This window comes from Larkinella knui, from assembly GCF_003858645.1.
Classification (GTDB): domain Bacteria; phylum Bacteroidota; class Bacteroidia; order Cytophagales; family Spirosomataceae; genus Larkinella; species Larkinella knui.
Genome location: NZ_RQJP01000001.1, coordinates 694,859 through 714,064, shown reverse-complemented (window position 1 = coordinate 714,064; position 19,206 = coordinate 694,859). Strand labels below are relative to the sequence as shown.

Here is a 19,206-nt window from a genome sequence, read left to right as displayed (position 1 = left end):
TGATGCCCATTCTCTGAACCAAAATGCGGGTCCAAAATAGCCACTCGTAGCCTTGAGAAATGAAAGGGTCAAAAAGCTATGGATTCTTGGGAAAATATAACCTCACCGTTTCTAGTTAGCGTCGGCCCACCGGGTCGCCAACTTTCTACCGATTGCGAAACCAATCATGAACCGGTTTTAAAAACCCTTCTATTTCTATCATTGCCGGACTTTAACTACAGTGTTCGATGGAAACCTCGGCTTTGCGCTTCTTACTACTGCTTTATGTTCTCTTTCGAACAGGAATTAGTTCGTTGCTGGCCCAGCCAATCACCGTTCAGGATCGGATATACCGGCACCTTAACCGGGCCGAACAATTCACATCTTCCCAGCCTGAGAAAGCGTTGGCTGCCGCGAAAACCGCCCTGACGCTGGCGCAGAAAAACCAATTGACGTTGTCCGAAGGAAAAGCCTATCAACTAATGACCCGCATCTACGCCGAACGGGACGACTACGTCAGTGCGCTCAAAGCAGCCAAAGCTGCGCTTTCGATTTTCCACAAGCTGGGCGATCAGCGGGCCATTTGCCGCATGTACATCGCCATGGGCGTCATCAACCGCTCCCTGAAGCTGTATGATGCGAGTATACAGGCAAACCTGCAAGCCCAAAAAATCGCGGAGGCTCAGCAGGACACGGCCCTGCTCGGGGCCATTTACGGCAACCTGGGAAACGTGTACTTTGACAAAAAGAGTTACGAACGGGCCTTACAATCAGCCCTGAAGGCTCTGAACATGCAGACGGCTCGGCGGGATAGTCAGGCGATGGGCAACACGTTTCATAATTTGGCGAGAATTTACCGCATTCGCCGGGAGTTCGGCAAAGCGCGGGAGTTTTACAACAAATCGCTGGACATTGATCTAAAAAAAGGGAATCAGCTAAACATCGGCGGCTCCTACGCGGATTTGGCGTTGCTTTCCAGGGACATGGGCGATTTTCAGCAAGCCCTGCAGTATTCGCAGCAGGTGCTGGCCATTGCCAAACGAATCGAATCCAAGAGTCTTCAGCAACTGGCCTTGGCCAATTTACCCTTGATTTACGGCGTGTTAGGAAAATCCAAGGAGGCCGTGATTGCCCAAAAGCAGTACCAGTACCTGACCGACAGTTTGCAGTCGGCGGAGTTGGCCCGGCAGATTGCTGACCTACAGGCCCGCTATCAGGGCGAACAGAAAGACCGCGAACTGAGTGTGCAAAAACTCCGGCTGGAAGCACAGCAGGCGTCACTAAGCCAGCAGCGTACGCTGATCGTATCCCTAATCGCTTTCGCACTGCTGGGCGGTCTGATTGGCTATCTGCTGTTCAACCGGTATAAACTCCGGCAGCGCAACGTAAAGCTTTCGCTGGAAAACCAACAATACCAGCTTTCGAAGAACCTACAGATCCGGCAGGAGATCGACGAAACGATTCACTACTTTGCCACTTCGCTCTACGGCAAAAATACGGTGGATGAAATCCTGTGGGATGTGGCTAAAAACTGCATTGCCCGGCTGGGCTTTGTCGATTGTGTGATCTATTTGCTCAATGAAGAGGGGACGGCTCTGGTGCAGAAAGCGGCCTACGGCAACAAAAATCCGGAAGCTTATTCTATTCTCAACCCGCTGGTGATTCCACTTGATAAAGGGATTGTGGGGAGTGTCGCCCGAACGGGTAAACCGGAAATCGTAACCGACACCACCCAGGACCCGCGCTACATCCTGGATGATGAGATGCGCCACGCTGAATTGGCCGTACCGCTGCTGCTGCAAAACAAGGTGATTGGGGTTATTGACTCGGAGCATCCCGAAAAAGGCTTTTTTAAAGAGCATCATCAGGAAGCTTTGCAAACCATTGCGGCCATCTGTAGCAGTAAAATTGCCCAGGCTATAGCGGATGAGGAGACCAAAAAGTCCAAAATTCTGCAACTCGAAGCGGATTATATCAGAGAGCTGGACCGGGTCAAGTCACAGCTTTTTGCCAACATCTCGCACGAGTTCCGCGCCCCGCTTCAGCTCATTCTGGCCCCGCTCCGGAAACGGGAAGCCATCAGCCCGGAGGAAACCCAAATGATGGAGCGCAACGCCAACCGATTGCTTCGGCTGGTAAACCAACTGCTCGACCTGGCAAAAGCCGAAATGGGCATACTCACGCTGAATCTGCAAACAGGGAATGTGGTTGACTTCCTTCGGCAAACCGCCGACTCCTTTCAGCCGATGGCTGCAGCCCGGAAACTCCGGTATCAGATTGACCTGCCAACGACCGAATCGTGGGTGGCCTACGACCGCGACAAGCTCGAGAAGATTGTGTATAACCTGTTGTCCAATGCCATCAAGTTTACTCGGGCGGGCGGTCAGGTCACGCTGCGGGTTGAGGTGAAACCCGAAACCGGACTCCGGCTGGTCGTCAGCGACACCGGCATCGGCATTCCTGAATCGTTGCAAGACCGCATATTCGACCGTTTCTATCAGATTGACCCTTCGCAAACGCGGGCCTTCGAGGGAAGCGGTCTGGGACTGGCCCTAACCAAAGAACTGGTCGAACTGTACGAAGGCTCGATTAATGTAGCGAGTCAGCCTGGTTTAGGCACCACCTTCGTGGTCTGGCTGCCGCTGAAAGCCGATGCATCGCAGGCCGCTCACGGATTGGCCGGGGTCGTATCGGCTACGGGTGTTGGCCAGGTTTCTGGCTTAGCCATGGCCACGCCTGCCCTCCTGACGGAGGAGGAACCGGCTGTGGTCGGCGGAGAGGACAAGCCCACACTCCTGTTGGTGGAAGACCACCCCGAGTTAAACCATTACATCCATCAGCAACTTTCCAACCGCTTCCGGGTTGTGCAGGCCATGCGGGGTGATGAAGGACTGCAAGTGGCCCGCCGGGTGGTTCCGGACCTGATCATTTCCGATGTGATGATGCCGGTAATGGACGGTTTTTCGATGACCCGTCACCTGAAAGAGGACGACTTAACCAGCCACATTCCGGTTATCCTGCTTACGGCCAAAGACGACGTTGATTCCCGGAAAGAAGGGTTTGAGGGCGGGGCTGAACAGTACCTGGCCAAGCCCTTTGCCCTCGACGAACTGGTGGCCCGCATCAACACCTTGCTTACCCAGCGCGATCTATTGCGCAAAAAGTACAGTCGGGAGGTAAAACTGCAACCTGCCGGGGCGCTCGTCCGCGACCGGGAAGCCGAGTTTCTGGAAAAAGCCATGCGCATCATTGGCGAACACCTTACTGACGAAGCGTTCACCGTGGAAGTGCTTCAACGGGAAATGGGCATGAGCCGGATGCAGCTTCACCGGAAACTGAAAGCGCTCACCGACCAGTCGGCCTCCGATTTTATCCGTTACATTCGGCTGCAACGGGCCGCTGACCTCCTGCAGCAACCCGGTATTCAGATTGCCGAGGCCGCTTACCAGTCGGGTTTTCAACATCTTTCCTATTTTTCCCGGTGTTTTAAAGAACAATTTGGCATGCTGCCTTCCGAATTTGCGAAGCAAAAAGATGTAAGCCTCTCCGGTATTAAATCATAAAATACTGATTTATAAGCACTTATTGTTCATAATTAGGCTATGTTACATCCGTGCTATTTTCTGGGAACTCCGTGTTAGTTCCGCGCCGGGGGCCTGCTTTACCTTTGTTGCCGTAAGGTATCGGCCGAATCACCTGTAAGCAGTAGGCACCCTAATTTCTTATTTTCCACACCAACACGTATGCAACATGGTAAAGTAGTAACCGCGCTCTTTATGCTCCTGATAGGACTATGCGGATGCGAAGAAAGCTTTATTGAGCGGAAGGATCTGACAGCACGAACCGAAGGTGTCGTCCCGAATCCGCACTCGAACGGTATCGAAGGATACACTGCCAATCCGGGCGGGCAATCACTGCCGTACCCGACAATTACCAAAAAGACATTCATTCCTGAATACAGTCTGTGGGCCCACACCAAGTGCCTAACCTGGCGGATCGAGTGGCCGAATTATCCGGCCGGTACCGACCCCAACAAGATTCCAACGGTGTTTACGCTATCCAACGGGGCGCTCAACAGCTTCGATTACCTGAACAGCCAACCAGCTTCCACTACGTACAAGACGAATTTCAACCTGTACAACAATGCCCAACTCGAAATGTCCAATACGCTGTGGGATGAATTGATACACACATTTGAAGCGGGTAATCAGATGGAAACGACCTGGTTCAACAAGGTTGATTATTCGGTCAAGACTATCGAACACATGGTGAAAGAGCGACCGGGTCTGTTCGAAACCTACTGGGTAGACAACAACCAGCAGCCTCCGGTGTACCAGCAGGGCGATGTATTTCTCTTCCGGCAAATTAAACCGATGAACCAGAACCGCTACGGCGGCATCCGCATCGTCTCGATGACCCCCCGAATCATCGAGGTGTACCTGGCCGTACCGAACGACTGATTCCGTCTAACCACTTTTCCGAATGTAAAGACCCGGAGCAGACGTCCGCTTCGGGTTGGGGAAGCTGTGTCTTCCAGTAGTTAGTTCATCTTAACCAATCATTTGTCAAAATCATGCGTACGTATTCTTCACACCTCTTTCTAAAGCTTTGCCTTGCAGGCTTTCTGTTCACCTCCAATCAAGTGCTGGCCCAATGGTCGACGCAAAACGGCAACGTTTACGTCAACCCGCCGATCAAAGTTGGAATCGGTATGTCAAACCCGAACCGGAACGTAGATATCCACAGTACATCAGACACCTATCTACGGGTCAGCTCTCTGGGCGGGGCTTCACTCTCCAGCCAGACGGCCGGCATCGAACTACGCAGAACCGCTAACAACAGCACGACCAACACCTGGTCCATCAATAACGAAAACCACTTTCGCATCCGGCACAACAGTGACCTGCTGTTTGGCCTGTCGCCCGACATGGCCCGGCTGGGCATCAACACCGACAACCCGGTCGAGTTCACCATCTACGGAAAAAACATCACCAAATCGGGCAATTCGGTGGTCGACGGTGCCCTGCGCCTGCACACCAAGGTGGGTGACAACACCCACATGCTGGCCCTCGACGGCAACCAGATCGAAAGCAGCGACCCGCTGTACATCAATAACGATTCGGAACAGAACGTTCACCTCGCCAACGGCGGGGGCAAGGTAAAAGTCGGTACGACCGACAACGAAGCCCGGTTCAGCGTGGCCTCCGAAGGTGACATGCAGCTCAAGCTCATCAATACCGGTGCGGGCGGAGCGGCCTGGCGCGTCGGGGTGGCCAACAGCAGTTGGGGAGCCGGAGCGGGTAAACTGGTTTTTTCCAAAACCGCCAGTTCCGACGATGCAGCGATGGTGATTACGCCCGCCGGAAACGTCGGCATTGGCCTCACAACGCCCTCCAAAACGTTACAGGTTAACGGCACGACCTCGACTAAAGTGCTGGAAATAACCGGAGGAGCCGACTTTGCCGAACAGTTTGACATCGATGCGGACGAGGCATTACTGCCGGGTACGGTCGTCAGCATCGACCCCAACAAACCGGGGCAATTGCGAGTGGCCCGGCAAGCCTATGACAAAACCGTGGCCGGTATTGTGAGCGGAGCGGGCGACGTGCAGCCGGGGATGCTGATGGGGCAGGCCGGTACCCTTGCCAGCGGGCAACATCCAGTCGCCCTGACGGGACGCGTTTATTGCCGGGTCGATGCGCAGTACGGGGCCATTCGGCCGGGCGATCTGCTCACCACTTCGCTCACGACCGGCCACGCTATGAAAGCGACCGACACCGGGAAGGCGCAGGGAGCCATTCTCGGCAAAGCCATGACGTCGCTGGAAACGGGTACGGGTTTGGTGCTGGTCCTGGTGAGTCTTCAGTAAAATACCCAAAAACTGTAGAAAACATGAAAGTAATCAATCTCTTGCTCTTCGGGCTGTTCGGTCTGTTCAGCGTGCCGGTGGTGGCCCAGAAAATGGTACCCCATTCGGTCCGGTACCAGACTGATACCGTAGACCACGCTCAGCTTCGGCTCCTGACGCAGGTGACGCAGCCCAACACGACTTTTCTTCGGCTATATTTCGCGGGTACGCAATTAGGCGAAGGCAGCTATCTGGTGCTGGAAGGTGCCGACGGCTCCCGCCAGGAACTCAGAAAGCAGGACCTTGAAAACTGGCGCTATAGCTCGGCCTATTTCAACGGCCAATCGGTCAATGTATCGCTCTTTGCTGCTACAGGCGACAGAAACACGGTTACGGTTAGTGGCCTAAAAGTTAGCAGCGTACCGTTTAACCAGACTAAAAACGCCCGTCAGGCTGCGTTTTCACAGCAGGCAACGAAGCAATCGACGGTAACAACGTCCGCTGCTTCGTCTGTAACCTACCCGCATGCCAAAGCAGTCGGTCGGTTCACCAATGGAAGCGAGTCGGACGGCACGGGCTGGATTGCCCCCAACGGGGCCATTGTGGCGACTTGGTCACAGCAACTCAGGTACATCGAAGGGTTTGACGTCATCGAGTTTAATGTACCGCCCTCGATCGGCACCACGGTCAGGCATCCTTCTCCCCTGGACCAATACCCGGTGCAAATGAAGAACCCATGCCAATCCTTGGACTTGTATTTTAAAAATGTGCCTACAAGTTACCTGTTCTATACCGGTTGGTTAATTTTTGAACCCTTGCCCAACGGCACCGGTCTACGGCCCGGCGAACGCCAGCAGGAATACTTCCGCATCGCCACCAACCCGAGCAATTACACCATCGACGCGATGGGCGACGTGCCGGTCGACCTGTTTCACTACGGCAATGATAACAACGACCTCCTGCAAGGCAATAACACATACCGGACCTTGCATGTATCGCAAACACACCTGCTGCCCCAGAACAGCTATCTGACCACTGGGCAAGGCGATCGCGACCGGTTTGTGCTGTATAATATGCCGTATTGGGGCGGTAGCGACTACGGTGCCCCCATCACCTTTGCGGGAACGAACGTGGCCATCGGCGTACATAATAACGGGAACGATCTCAACCTGGGGAGCGGCCGGGGCTTTCGGGACGACAGCTTTCGAAATGAACTGAACGACTTTTTCGCATCCAACTCGGTCTACGTCGATCCGGATGGGCTGTCTGACCCCGGTACCGGCGAGATTCACAAACCGTTCCGCACTGCGAATAAAGCGGCCAACGATGCCCCCGCCGGGGCGCAGGTGTATTTCGCCCGGGGCGATTACTACGGCCCAACCACCTTCACCCGGCCCATGACGCTGCGGGCACCCGTGGGCACTGTCAGGATGGGGCTGCCTTTTTCGTCGGCTCGCAAGGCCGCCGGACCGACTATCCCACCGCACTGGCTGGAGGACGGGTCTTCTCCATCGTTCGACCGAGGGTCGGCGGAAGAGCACCAGGTACGTGCTTACCCCAATCCGTTCCGGGACCAAACCGAAATCAACTTCCCGTTTGCGGAGGGAGGTCCCGTATCGGTGCGCATCCTCACCACGGCGGGTGTACCCATTACTACATTACCCACGAACAACGCCGTATTGGGCCAAACCGGGGTATACTGGAACGGAACGGACCAAACCGGAGTGCCGGTTCCGGCCGGGCTCTATCTGGTGCAGGTCAACGACGGAAACCGGGTATTGACCACCAAAGTGCTGAAGAAGTAATCCGTGTCCGGGAATACCAAACAAGGTAAACGCTTTAACATGATAATCACGCACAATTTACAAAATGGAAAAAATGATCAAAAAAGTATTTGTAGCCGGTATGTTGGGACTCGCCTGGGCGGGTGTGATTCTCGCTCAGGCTCCCCCGAAAGAGTCGGCGGGAAGTACAGAAAAGCCCCGGCTGGCAGTGGTCGAATTCACGCCTGGTCCCAGCGTACCGGGCATGACGGCCGAAGCCAAACGGCAGCTTCAGGCCAGCATCGCGTTCGCCCTTTTTGAAAGCGACCGGTTTGACGTCGTGGATGTAAGGCACACCAGGGATGCCTCCAAAGCCGATCTGATAGCGGTGAACGGGCCTTCAACGGCCGCTGCGGTACGGGTCGGCAAGCAGCTCGGGGTCCGTTACGTCCTGACCGGCACGGTCGAGGAATACAACCCGAAGGGTTCTGCCACGCTCAAAACCCGGCTCGTTGAGGTCACTACCGGAAAGGTTAAACACAGTGGAGAGACATCGCAGCAGAGCACCAGCGCCATGACCGCCGGCGGTGATGCTGAAATGAAGACGAAAGTGCTGAAACCGCTGATTCAAAAGCTCACGACCCAACTCACGGCAGAGGTGCTTTGATCCTTCGCAGGTAATCGGGCTTCGGAACGATCTGCACCAGCCATGCCCGATTACATTCGCTCGTTACGTCTTACGGTGTCTGCCAATGCATTTGGTAGAAGTTTACCTGTGACGCAGATACGGGGCGAATTTTAGCTGAGCGCTGACGAAGGGGAAATTATTACCGGCACGAAGCACTTGCCTAATTCGCTTCAAATAGCTATTATTTTTCAACGAGATCGCAATCCGTAACCAAGCCGTCGGAAGTCAGATGGACGAGTATATAGGTATCCGGCTGATTGGACTTCAATTGGTAAGTTACTATTTCGCTTACGTCGCTTTCATGGCGTTGAATTCCCCGGCCTGCGACGTTTTCGGAATGAATAAAAGTTAATGATTTCAACGTTTCCGGCTCTGGCATTCCTCCTGCAAAATCGCGTTTGGCTCCCAACGTGATGCCTGATGCTTCTTCCAATAGTTTACCACCTTTTACCATAGCCTGCAAAGCCGCCATGATTTTGGGTGTGCGTGACGGATCAGGATCGGCCTTGGTTTGATGAGCATTGGCAAGCGGCCCAATACGCGGTACTGTTCGCTGATAGCCCTGATCATCGTCTTTAAGCGTGAAGCCAGTCGCATTTCCATTGGCGTCGGTAATGAAGATCACAGAAACATTGCGGTCAGTCGATGTAAACTTATTAGGAGCGACGGGCACAAATTCTTCATCCACAAAGCCATCTTCCAGGGTAAAAAGTCGCTGATTCTCCGCTTCAAAAGTGACGATTCGATTATTAAATAATTCATAGCGACCTTCGAAAGCCGTTAACGTTTTGGAATCCACAGTCACCGCGGCCGGTTTAGCCCTCTTTACGGGAAATCCATCCCAGTGGTAATAGTCAGCGATAAAATCAACAATTCTGCCCATCATATGCGAGTTATCATTCGCATTGATCATGATCACAACGCCTTGTCCCTTGTGCACGCTAGCGGTCAGTAATGCGTCGAAACCCTCGTCGCGCCCATTGTGCCCGAAGCGGAGCGTCGTGCTGTCACCCTGCAAAAAAACCCCAAGTCCATCCCTGTTTTTCTGATCGGTCAACATTTGGCGGGTCATGGCCTGGGACAATACACTTCCTGATTTTCCAGCATAAGCATTCTGGATACTAATCGCGAATCGAGCCAGATCAGACGGCGTAGTCCACAATCCCGCTGCTGCCATCTCAGGATAAATGTGCCAGCGACCTGCCACTAACCTTCGATGGTTGTAGTGACCGGTTGCCGTCAATTTTACCAGTTCCGGAGGTAAAGGCTGTTGGTAGGTACTGTGTTTCATACCCAGTGGCGAAAGCACCTTATTTTTCAAGAATTCCGGAAAAACAGCGCCAGTTACATCCTCCATCAGTTGTTGCATGACGGTATAACCGCCACCTGAATACCGCCAACGGGAGCCTGGAACAAAGTCTACGCGAACCGGTGGTGTATTGGCGGGTGCTGTCCCATCCAGAATCTGAACGACCGAAGGGATCTTCGCGCCCACCGTGTATCCCGGGAATCCGTGCACGGTAAGACCGGTCGTATGACTGAGTATCCCGCGCAGGGTAACCTTTTTGTCAGTTGTAAATTCATTCTCAGGAACTTTCCAACTTTTAAGTTTTACGTTCACATTCTCATCCAGAGAAAGTTTTTGATGTTCAACAAGATACAGAGCGCCCATAGCCGCAACCGATTTACTCACCGAGCCTGCCTGAAACAGGGTATTCGTCGTGACAGGCACCTTTCCATCCTTATCGATAAATCCATAGGACTGAGCCTTCAGGATTTTTCCGTCCTGAATGATCGCCAGAGACAAACCGGGAATAGCCCGCTTCTGCATTTGGTTCCGGATAAAATCGTCCAGACCATCCGCGTGGGCGTGAAATACAACGAATAGAAAGGAAAGAAGCAGAAAGATGCGTTGGTTTTTCATGGATGGTTTGGTCGGAATGGCGTAGCAAAATTGGAGTACTATTTACGAACCCAGTTCTTTTATTTCCTTTTTTGTTTTTAAATATTTCATCAAAGCTAAAAGTTAGTATCCCCGCGTTTGCCAGGGGTCGGTAAAAGAAGGTTAACGAAACGTAAAATAAGGTTAACGAAACGTAAATGCCGCTTTTACGGACTGCCTTAATTGAACATCACAAAGGTATATCTATCGCTGTGACCTGACCACGCACAAAGAATTGGCGGAGGAACCAGGTTAATAAGTAGCCGAAATAAGTCACTACCTTACGTCTGAAAGCTGAGCTTACTATTTAAAAGTGATGAACGTATCGTGAATATCTATTTACCTGCACCTAACAGAAACAATACGGTTGCAGGAATTGCAAAGTGGATAAATGGCTTCTAAAAGAATGAAATAGAGACTCCGATTTAGGATCAAAAGTTGGAAGCTACCGTCAGATGAATGAAAATTTACTTAAGCATAATGTACCAAGCCCTATTTGTACCAAACGTGTCTAAATACCCTCCGATTCACAATTATTAATCCCACGTTTTATGAACTCTATCAGATCTCACTCAAAGTCGTGATTAGCGAAGATTGATTAAACCAATAAAAATACCCTGCCAAATGATTTACACAACCTCAGCGGGCTTCTTCTAAAAAGCTAAAGTCAAGATAAGGCCTTAACAAAAAATAAAACGGCAAGTAACTAAGTATAACAAGCTTACAATTGTTTTTTAACACCAATACATCAATTTTATATTGCAAAACTAACTAACCCTTTATGCATGTGAACGATCAACCTCAAACAGCAAATTTCATTGCCGAAGACAATGGACTAAACGTTTTCTATAGGAATTGGAAATCAAGTAGCACTCCTAAAGCTATAGTTGTCATTGCTCACGGGTTCAATTCGCACAGTGGCTATTTCCAATGGACAGCACAGCAATTAACTGCACAAAATTTTGAAGTTTACGCAATAGACTTTCCGGGCAGAGGCAATTCCGATGGAGAACGTTATTATATTGCTGACTACGATGCGTTTGTTGCCGACCTTGACAAATTAGTGGATATAGCACAAACTGCTTATCCTACTTTGCCAACGTTTTTGTTAGGACATAGTGCCGGTGGGGTATTGTCAGCCATCTACACATTAAGTTATCAGCAAAAACTAAACGGCTTTATTTGCGAAAGCTTTGCTTTTCAGGTTCCGGCACCCGACTTTGCGGTGGCTGTTTTGAAAGGGCTTAGTCACATTTTTCCGCACGCTCACGTGTTGAAATTGAAGAATGAAGATTTTTCACGAAATCAGTCAGTCGTTGATTTCATGAACAACGATCCGCTCATCGCTCATGAAGTACAACCGACAAAAACCGTTGAACAATTAGCTCTTGCCGACGAACGGTTAAAAGCCGAAATGCCAACGATTAAACTTCCCCTACTAATAGTACACGGCACACAGGATAAAGCGACCAAACCGAGTGGAAGTCAATATTTTTATGACAATGCATCTTCCGAAGACAAAACCATTAAATTTTACGAAGGACACTATCACGATTTACTTAACGATTTAGACAAAGAAATTGTCATGAATGACATTTTAGATTGGCTCAATAATCGATCGAAATAATTAAAAACTGCAAGGGGTTCTTTTAGTAAATTGACGAAAAATCACTCTAAGGTTTTTCGCCATCGCGTCGACCCCGGCTGATCGGCGTGACCTTGAATATGACTCATTATTTTTTGATTAAACTTAACTTACTATGTCTGAGCAAACACCTCCTCATAATTCGTCCGTTTACAAACTCCACATTATATGGACACTAAGCTAATGTAACGGATTTGGATCGGTCGGTATTGGAAAGACATCACTTACTTGACCACATAATTTATTTCAAGCTTCGGGCGCAAGGCTGCATTTGGATGATCACTCGATGCGATAAAGGTCACTTTTTCGGGTGTCTCAACTTGATGTCTCATGAAAAAGCCATAGTTGGCAGCTTTATTGTTTACCATGTCCTGTACCAACTTAGTAACATCGATAACATAATTCTGAGTGGGCGATGTGGCGGCTGGAACTGAAACCTGATTTACCGTTGTACTCTGGGGTTGGGTTTCCCAAGTGACGGTACTTTCATCCCAAGGTGTAATGGTTTTTTGGACAAAAAAGTCATTTTGGCCTACGTGTCCCGTGTTAAAGCCACCGAGGCTCAGGTAGGGAGAGGTTGGATTAAAGTATAAGTATAAATAAGCTTCCTGGATGGTAGAATTTTCCGGAATACTAGTTAGATCAAATTGAACCGCAGAACGGCTGATAGCTTCACCAACAACGGGTTTTGTATTGTTAACAGCCGAGAAAAATAAGTCTTGTACATTTCCATAAATTGTAGTGGGTGACCCGCTGGAAAATAGAGCATCCTTACCTGTGGTTGCATCCGGTTGAAGTACCAGGTGAGTAATGGGAAGGTGGTCCTGCATACATGCCTGAAAACCTAGCGTAAGCACTACTGTGACTACTTTGAAAACGTACTTCATAAGAGCTGAGTTTATCTAATAAGCGTAATGATAAGTTTACTCTATCATTATGGCAAATTCAACTATGATAATATGGGAATAAATCAAACAAATCTGCGAATAAGACGATGAAGCCGTTAGACGCGTACGGACGGATCATAAAGGATGGCTCGCGAAAAACGGCAGTCTTTCAAAATGTTCGCGGTATGGAAAGTAATGCCGGCCTGTCGTTTCAGAGCAGACCAAATGAGAGTCTGCCTCATGATCGATTTTAGCTGAAATATTAACCTCTATCAGATCAATCTAGAAGCAGGTGTGTAAACTCGTTTATTGATTTAGTTTGCTCACCCGCTCTCGTTATGCCTTATTTGGGTACGACAGTTAGAATGACCCGCTGGTAACGCGTGAGCGCGGGGCGACCCGAATCCGTCACCGCCAGAATGAAATGCATCGTTTCTGGCTGGGTAACCTTCGGTGCCGTCAGTGAAGCAGCCTTTTGTTTTTGCTTCGAAATGACGGGTAAGCGTGGCCCGGAATACGTTCCGACCTCCGGGTAATAAATCCACTCATACGACAGTTCGTTCCCATCGGGATCCGACGAACCTTCGCCACTCAGCGTGACATTCTCCCCACTTTTCACCAACAGTTGGTTGGGATGACCTAACTTCACCAATGGCGGGTGATTAGCTTCTTTATAGGGCCTGATGGTCCAGTCGATGCGGGCGGCAAAATCATTTTGGTAGGCCTGCCGCCACCGCCAGATAGTCGCTTTATTACTCTCATACCAGCCGCCGTCAATGCCCTGCACCTGATCCTCGACATCGGTCCAGATGGGGCGGACTTCGGGTTCCAGAAACCATTTTCGGGTCCGGGGTGTGTAAAGTTCATAGCGCCCCCCCCAACTGCCATAATTGGGATGCTCAGGGTCACTTAAACCATTGTCAACCAGGCCTAAGAAGCTAGGGGTGTCGCCTTCCATAATGTAATCGGTGTGTGGGTGCTGAGCACCCAGCGGGCCGTGATCTTTGCGAATATTGGCGTCCAGCCAGGTATTATTGACCAGATTGGAATCTGGGCCGGCAAAGCCGGGTGCATACGGGAAAACATCACCGCTGATTCCTCGCCAAGTGGAATGCTCGTACCCACCTTTGTCGTGAAAACCGGGGCTTACAATGTAAAATAGTTTCGGGAAAGTCCGACGAAGCCAGGGGCCCGAATCGTCCTGATCGGAAATGGTATACACCCGCAGTTTCGCCACAAATTTGTCAACTTCGGCAGGCGTTCGGTTTTTTTGTACTTTCCAGAGAGCTTGCGCCAGGCAGTTGGCTCCTCCCCAGACCGGTATCCAGACCGGGCGGGGATCGGGCTTATCGACCACCGCAATGATGCATTCCGACCCTTCTGAATCGTTTCCCGGTCCCACCGCATTCATTCCATATTTTGGAATAGCCGACTTAATTTTGCTCAGCAGGTAGGTTGTTTCGGGATAGCCTTTTTCGTGGAGGAGTAGATTATTACGGACCTTACCATACGCTTCCACAATCCGCCGGATGCGCTCGGGTGCAATGCGTTTTTGCTGATGAACTGATGTAGTTGCTACCAGCCCTTCCACATCCCACTGATTCGAATAGGTCAGAAAACGAACCAACGATTGAGCATCATCGGGCTCGTTTTCAATGTCTGTCAAGACCAAAACGCGAAGCTTAGTCGGTACCTGAGCCCAATGCACCGTTGGCAGCAGAATCATTGCTGACCAAAAACAAAACAGGAAGATGGATTTCATAAAGTAGGTTGATAACGGGCCAATGATCTGTGCGTCTGTCTTCCAAACGGGTCTTACTGTTCGTTAACCCGGTTTTCTACTAGCAAGTGACGAATGGCGAATCGTTACTCACTGTTCTTCAACAATTTTTATACCCCAGAGTGATGGCCATTACTTCCGGGTTTTTACATACCCGTCAGGGCTTTGTCAATCACAACTTTGGGTGACAGAAAAATAACTCATTTCAAGCAGGATCACTAATCAATACCGTCTAAAAAACCTCCCAATTTCAACTACCGAATTTGGGACATTCCGAAGAATATAAACCTTGATATCCAGAATAGGTCTCATTTCCAAGCATTTAACTCCACGTTTTATAGACTTAATATTTTTTGATACTCTCTTTGCAGAGCTTGCATACTGTACCCGATGGGCACACCATCGAAGGCTCCTAGCGGCAAGTCAGTACGCCTTCCTTCTTCGTCTATTAGATGGACTGAAAGTACCTGACGATCAATAGAAATGAAGTAATTGATCAATTCCATCAAATACCCAAGATCTTCAGAGTGAAAAATAAAGGTACACTTTACTTTTTGAGGACAACTTAGAGACAAGTAAAGCCACATAATGCTGATGGTTTAGAATAGCTAGACCGTCAGTTTAAAATCAGGGGCGGAGAAGATAGTTATATAACTAGTTAATTATGAACTTGTTCAGCAAACCTCCGTTTATAAACCAACATTCTCAACCGGTCTTTTTCATTTGTTCGATGGCTATCCATCCTTCCGGTGTAATGCCCATTATTTCGGTGGCAACGCCCATCGTTTGGTAGGTATCGAAGAAGGCCATCCGGGCAATGGGGTGGTCAACTTCGCTCATGATTTCATACCCTTCTTCCCGTAGTTGGCTAGCCACCCGGTCAAAATCGTCAACCGGCAACCGGAAGGCAAGGTGCTGGGTGCCGCCTGCCGGATACCGGGCCAGGTAATCATGGAACATACTTTGGCCGGAAACGGGCTGGATGAGTTCGATGAAAATACCCCCGGTATACGTCTGTGTAGTTAGCCATTCACCAGCCACCACCTGTCCATAGTAGGTCATGTTCAGAGCCTGAGCGCTGATAGGCTCCGGTTGGGGAAAGCCACTAATGGCCAAGGCGTCCGTAAGGAATTTTACAGCCGCGTCAATGTCCGGGACTACCCAGCCAATCTGGGCAAGTTCAAGTCCGGCGATGGTAGTATTGACAGGTTTCATAGTGACAGGCATTCCGTTTTATGCAAAAGTAAACCGGACGGATTTCTTCTGTCAGGGGTGTTTCCGACAATAAGAGGGCCGTTTGCGACTATTTTAAAGGTCCTGAAACAACCACGCCCATTAGCGTACGTTTTCCGGGCTTTTATCTCCCTGATTAAGGTTAATACTGTTTTCAATCCGTAGTTACCCGGTGTCTCGTTGCGCAAAATTAGCACAGACGTTCCGTACGAACGTCGCGCGGTTAGAGATTGATCTTCTGAATGGTTTTCAGTAGATTAGGTGTTTAGAAAAGCTCGCCGTACATGAAAAAAATCGTTACGATTCAGAATCAGAACATTGTCACCGGTGATTTTGGCCGGGTTGCCAGCACCTTAATCCTGCAATTGCTGCAACTCCACATTCATAACGAGGTCCGTGCCGACTACAAAGAGGGGTGGCAGGAATACAGCTTTCCCTTTACCACCAGTGGATTTGACGGTCATCTGAATTTTAAGTTCGTCGAGGAAACCGCGGATCGGCTGATCTTCCGGTATCGGGGTACGGTTTAGAGTATCAGCGGAGTCGCTCAGACCAGCAATGCCCTGATTCTGCCAAACCCACAAGTCAATTCGGCTGCGGATCCAGATAATTCAAATCATACACAGTACGCTGCTGCGATTGTTTCGGGACCTTCGCACCGGCTGTCGAGCGAGTAGTATTGATACGATCAACTTTTACAATTTGCTTTACGTATCAGAAAACTTCGGCAGTGTCGGCATGAAGATGATTTCTCGGAGCCTCCCCAGTTGAAGTCCACCTTTGATCTGGATACGCTGATGAACTTGCCATTAGTTAGGCCCATTCGCCCTTCCCGATCCTTCAAATATTGAATTATGCCCCTTTCGGTGGAATTACCCTATTACAGCTTTATAGAAATAAATATATTAAATTTACTTATTCCACTTTTTCGTAAAAATACCTGTTGGCCCTTAAGGAGTTAAAAACCGCATTGGTTTTATCTATACCTCATCAATAAATCGAATTTACATCCTATTGCGTTTTTTTGCATTTTTGTACAGAAATTAGACACTACAACCTGTACAAATCATTTCCATCCATGAAAAATCAAATTATATCTGTTGGTTCCGTTTTCCCGGATTTCAAAAAACTAGCCGTAGTCTCTTTGGAAAAAGGCAATGAATTTTACGAGATTTCTTCCGACGATCACAAAAATGCCGGCAAGTGGCTGGTGATGTTCTGGTGGCCGAAAGATTTCACGTTCGTTTGTCCGACCGAAATCGCCGAATTCAACAGTAAGTACGACGACTTTACCGACCGTGACACCATTTTGATCGGTGCTTCAACCGACAGCGAGTTTGTTCACTTGGCCTGGCGTAAAAACCACGATGATCTGCGTGGACTGAAATTCCCGATGCTGGCCGATACATCAAAATCACTGGCCGAAGAACTGGGTATCCTGGAAGCCAACGAGAAAATTGCCTACCGGGTAACGTACATCGTTGATCCACAAGGCATTGTTCGCTGGGTATCCGTCAACGACCTGGCGGTCGGCCGGAACGTGAACGAAGTAATCCGCGTACTGGATGCCCTCCAAACCGACGAACTTTGCCCCTGCAACTGGGTGAAAGGCGAAGAAACTCTGAGTGCTTAATTTTAATTTTGAATGAAGGAATGACCACTTCGACTCAAAACGAAACCATCGTATCGCTGCTGACCAATCTGGGATTGGACACGTCGGCCAGCTACCCAACACTGGACACGTTGGGGCAGGTTGATCATCGTTACCTCCGCGACTTGAAAATCAACGTGGGTAACGTTCTGAACAGCAGCCAGCACCTCACGAAGAAAGAAGCCCGTCTGCTGGCTTTATCGGTGGCGGTAAACGAAAAATACCAGCCGCTGATCGATAGCTTTTCCAACTTTGCCCGTCAGGAAGGCGCAACCGATGCCGAAATTGCCGAAACACTCGCCTGTACGTCGCTCTTGAGCACGAACAACGTCTTTTACCGGTTTCGGCATTTTACCGGAAAAGATTATTACACCCAGACACAACCCGGTATTCGGATGAGCATCATGATGAATCCGGTATTGGGGAAAGAGTTTTTCGAGTTGGTGAGCCTCGTTGTTTCGGCCGTCAACGGCTGTGAACTGTGCGTTCGTTCGCACGAAGAAAGCGTTCTGAAACACGGTGCCAGCGAAGCCCGGGTATTTGACGCCATTCGTCTGGGCTCCGTTGTTAAAGGACTGATTACCATTTTATAAGGCAACCTAGTACACTTCATCGACAGACCCGCAGGCTTTGAAAGCCTGCGGGTCTTTTTTGTTACCAAAAAATAAAACAAGGAACCATATGCGTTCATTTTTACCAGATTTTCGATAGGTTTACGGGTAAAAATACCTATTCCTTCCTTACAACTAAACCATGAAAAAAGGACTACGAATTCTGTTGATCGTTCTCGGTGTGATTGTTCTTCTGGCCTCCGGTGGCGTCGCTTACCTCAAACTCGCCCTCCCCAATGTTGGCCCGGCACCGGAGCTGACGATTCAGGCCGACTCAGCGCAAATCGCGCGCGGAAAGTACCTGGCTAACCACGTTGCGGTTTGCATCGATTGCCACTCGGAGCGCAACTGGGCGATTCCCAGCGGACCGGTCATTGCTGGCACCGAAGGGAAAGGGGGCGAACCCTTCACCCGCGACATGGGCTTTCCGGGAAGTTACTACGCCCGGAACATCACCCCGGCCCACCTGAGCGACTGGAGTGACGGCGAAATCTTTCGCGCCGTTACCACGGGTGTTAGCAAAGACGGCCATCCGTTGTTTCCCGTTATGCCTTACCTGAATTATGGCCAGGTCGATCCGGAAGATATCAAAGCGATTATTTCGTACGTGCGAACACTCAAACCCCTAGAGAATAAGTCGATTCCCGCTCCGGAATCCGATTTTCCGATGAATTTGATCATCAACACCATCCCGACGAAGACGACCGGTATGAAACGTCCCGATCCGGCTGATTCGCTCGCGTATGGGAAGTATTTAACGACTTTCGCCAGTTGTGGCGAGTGCCACACGCCGGTGGATGACAAAGGTCAACACCTGCCGGGAATGGAGTTTGCCGGTGGCCGCGAGTTTGCCATGCCATCGGGTACGGTTCGGGCGCTGAATTTGACGTCTGACCCGGAAACCGGTATCGGCTCCTGGACGAAACAGGCTTTTATTGCCCGTTTTAAAGCCGCCGAACAGAAGGATTTTAAACATCCGGCCAGTGGCGAATTCCCCGAATTCAATACCATCATGCCGTGGATGATGTATGCCGGAATGAGTGAACAGGATTTAGGCGCTATTTTTACTTACCTGCAAACCATCAAACCGGTGAAGAATGCCGTTGTTAAATTTACACCCCGGGAGAAAACTGTAGCAAGTCGATAAATCGAACGACGGCCTGCCAAACGGTGGGCCGT

14 protein-coding genes are annotated in these 19,206 nt (G+C 50.0%); 10 read left to right on the top strand and 4 right to left on the bottom strand.

What is annotated here, in order from left to right:
- Nucleotides 1-242 precede the first annotated feature (242 nt).
- The 5 genes from EHT87_RS02850 (at nt 243) to EHT87_RS02830 (ending at nt 8,257) form a co-directional block, all read left to right on the top strand.
- A complete protein-coding gene (locus tag EHT87_RS02850) occupies nt 243-3,542 on the top strand; it encodes an ATP-binding protein (protein ID WP_229320809.1) in 3,300 nt (1,099 codons plus the stop codon).
- Between the two features lie 213 nt (nt 3,543-3,755).
- A complete protein-coding gene (locus tag EHT87_RS02845; RefSeq protein WP_229320807.1) occupies nt 3,756-4,439 on the top strand; it encodes a hypothetical protein in 684 nt (227 codons plus the stop codon).
- A gap of 113 nt (nt 4,440-4,552) precedes the next feature.
- On the top strand, nt 4,553-5,848 hold the full coding sequence (locus tag EHT87_RS02840; RefSeq protein WP_124903637.1) for a hypothetical protein: 1,296 nt from the start codon (nt 4,553-4,555) through the stop codon (nt 5,846-5,848).
- A gap of 23 nt (nt 5,849-5,871) precedes the next feature.
- The gene (locus EHT87_RS02835) at nt 5,872-7,632 is read left to right on the top strand and encodes a T9SS type A sorting domain-containing protein (protein WP_124903635.1); all 1,761 of its coding nucleotides are present in this window, start codon (nt 5,872-5,874) and stop codon (nt 7,630-7,632) included.
- Nucleotides 7,633-7,696: 64 nt separating this feature from the next.
- Entirely contained in the window at nt 7,697-8,257 is a 561-nt protein-coding gene (locus EHT87_RS02830; protein WP_124903633.1) for a hypothetical protein, read from the top strand.
- A 202-nt stretch (nt 8,258-8,459) separates the two neighbouring features.
- On the opposite strand, the gene EHT87_RS02825 is transcribed toward EHT87_RS02830, so the two are convergent.
- On the bottom strand, nt 8,460-10,202 hold the full coding sequence (locus tag EHT87_RS02825; protein WP_124903631.1) for a serine hydrolase: 1,743 nt from the start codon (nt 10,200-10,202) through the stop codon (nt 8,460-8,462).
- A 799-nt stretch (nt 10,203-11,001) separates the two neighbouring features.
- On the opposite strand from EHT87_RS02825, the gene EHT87_RS02820 reads away from it, so the two are divergent.
- Nucleotides 11,002-11,847 (top strand): alpha/beta hydrolase, encoded by an 846-nt coding sequence (locus EHT87_RS02820; RefSeq protein ID WP_124903629.1) that lies wholly within the window; start codon nt 11,002-11,004, stop codon nt 11,845-11,847.
- A gap of 242 nt (nt 11,848-12,089) precedes the next feature.
- Here EHT87_RS02820 and EHT87_RS02815 read toward each other — a convergent pair whose 3' ends face one another.
- The 3 genes from EHT87_RS02815 to EHT87_RS02805 all read right to left on the bottom strand — a co-directional run bounded on the left by EHT87_RS02815 (nt 12,090) and on the right by EHT87_RS02805 (nt 15,747).
- On the bottom strand, nt 12,090-12,752 hold the full coding sequence (locus EHT87_RS02815) for a DNRLRE domain-containing protein (RefSeq protein WP_124903627.1): 663 nt from the start codon (nt 12,750-12,752) through the stop codon (nt 12,090-12,092).
- 343 nt (nt 12,753-13,095) lie between these two features.
- Nucleotides 13,096-14,514, bottom strand: a complete 1,419-nt coding sequence (locus EHT87_RS02810) for a DUF1593 domain-containing protein (RefSeq protein ID WP_124903625.1) — start codon at nt 14,512-14,514, stop codon at nt 13,096-13,098.
- A gap of 723 nt (nt 14,515-15,237) precedes the next feature.
- Nucleotides 15,238-15,747 (bottom strand): VOC family protein, encoded by a 510-nt coding sequence (locus EHT87_RS02805; protein WP_185716125.1) that lies wholly within the window; start codon nt 15,745-15,747, stop codon nt 15,238-15,240.
- A 302-nt stretch (nt 15,748-16,049) separates the two neighbouring features.
- Between EHT87_RS02805 and EHT87_RS02800 the strand changes: the two genes are divergently transcribed.
- The 4 genes from EHT87_RS02800 to EHT87_RS02785 all read left to right on the top strand — a co-directional run bounded on the left by EHT87_RS02800 (nt 16,050) and on the right by EHT87_RS02785 (nt 19,174).
- Nucleotides 16,050-16,295 carry a hypothetical protein gene (locus EHT87_RS02800; protein ID WP_124903621.1) on the top strand — a complete coding sequence of 82 codons (246 nt, stop codon included), beginning with the start codon at nt 16,050-16,052 and terminating at the stop codon, nt 16,293-16,295.
- Between the two features lie 548 nt (nt 16,296-16,843).
- A complete protein-coding gene (locus EHT87_RS02795) occupies nt 16,844-17,398 on the top strand; it encodes a peroxiredoxin (protein ID WP_124903619.1) in 555 nt (184 codons plus the stop codon).
- Between the two features lie 20 nt (nt 17,399-17,418).
- The gene (locus tag EHT87_RS02790) at nt 17,419-18,009 is read left to right on the top strand and encodes a carboxymuconolactone decarboxylase family protein (RefSeq protein ID WP_124903617.1); all 591 of its coding nucleotides are present in this window, start codon (nt 17,419-17,421) and stop codon (nt 18,007-18,009) included.
- 160 nt (nt 18,010-18,169) lie between these two features.
- Nucleotides 18,170-19,174, top strand: a complete 1,005-nt coding sequence (locus EHT87_RS02785; RefSeq protein WP_124903615.1) for a c-type cytochrome — start codon at nt 18,170-18,172, stop codon at nt 19,172-19,174.
- The last annotated feature ends 32 nt before the right edge of the window (nt 19,175-19,206 follow it).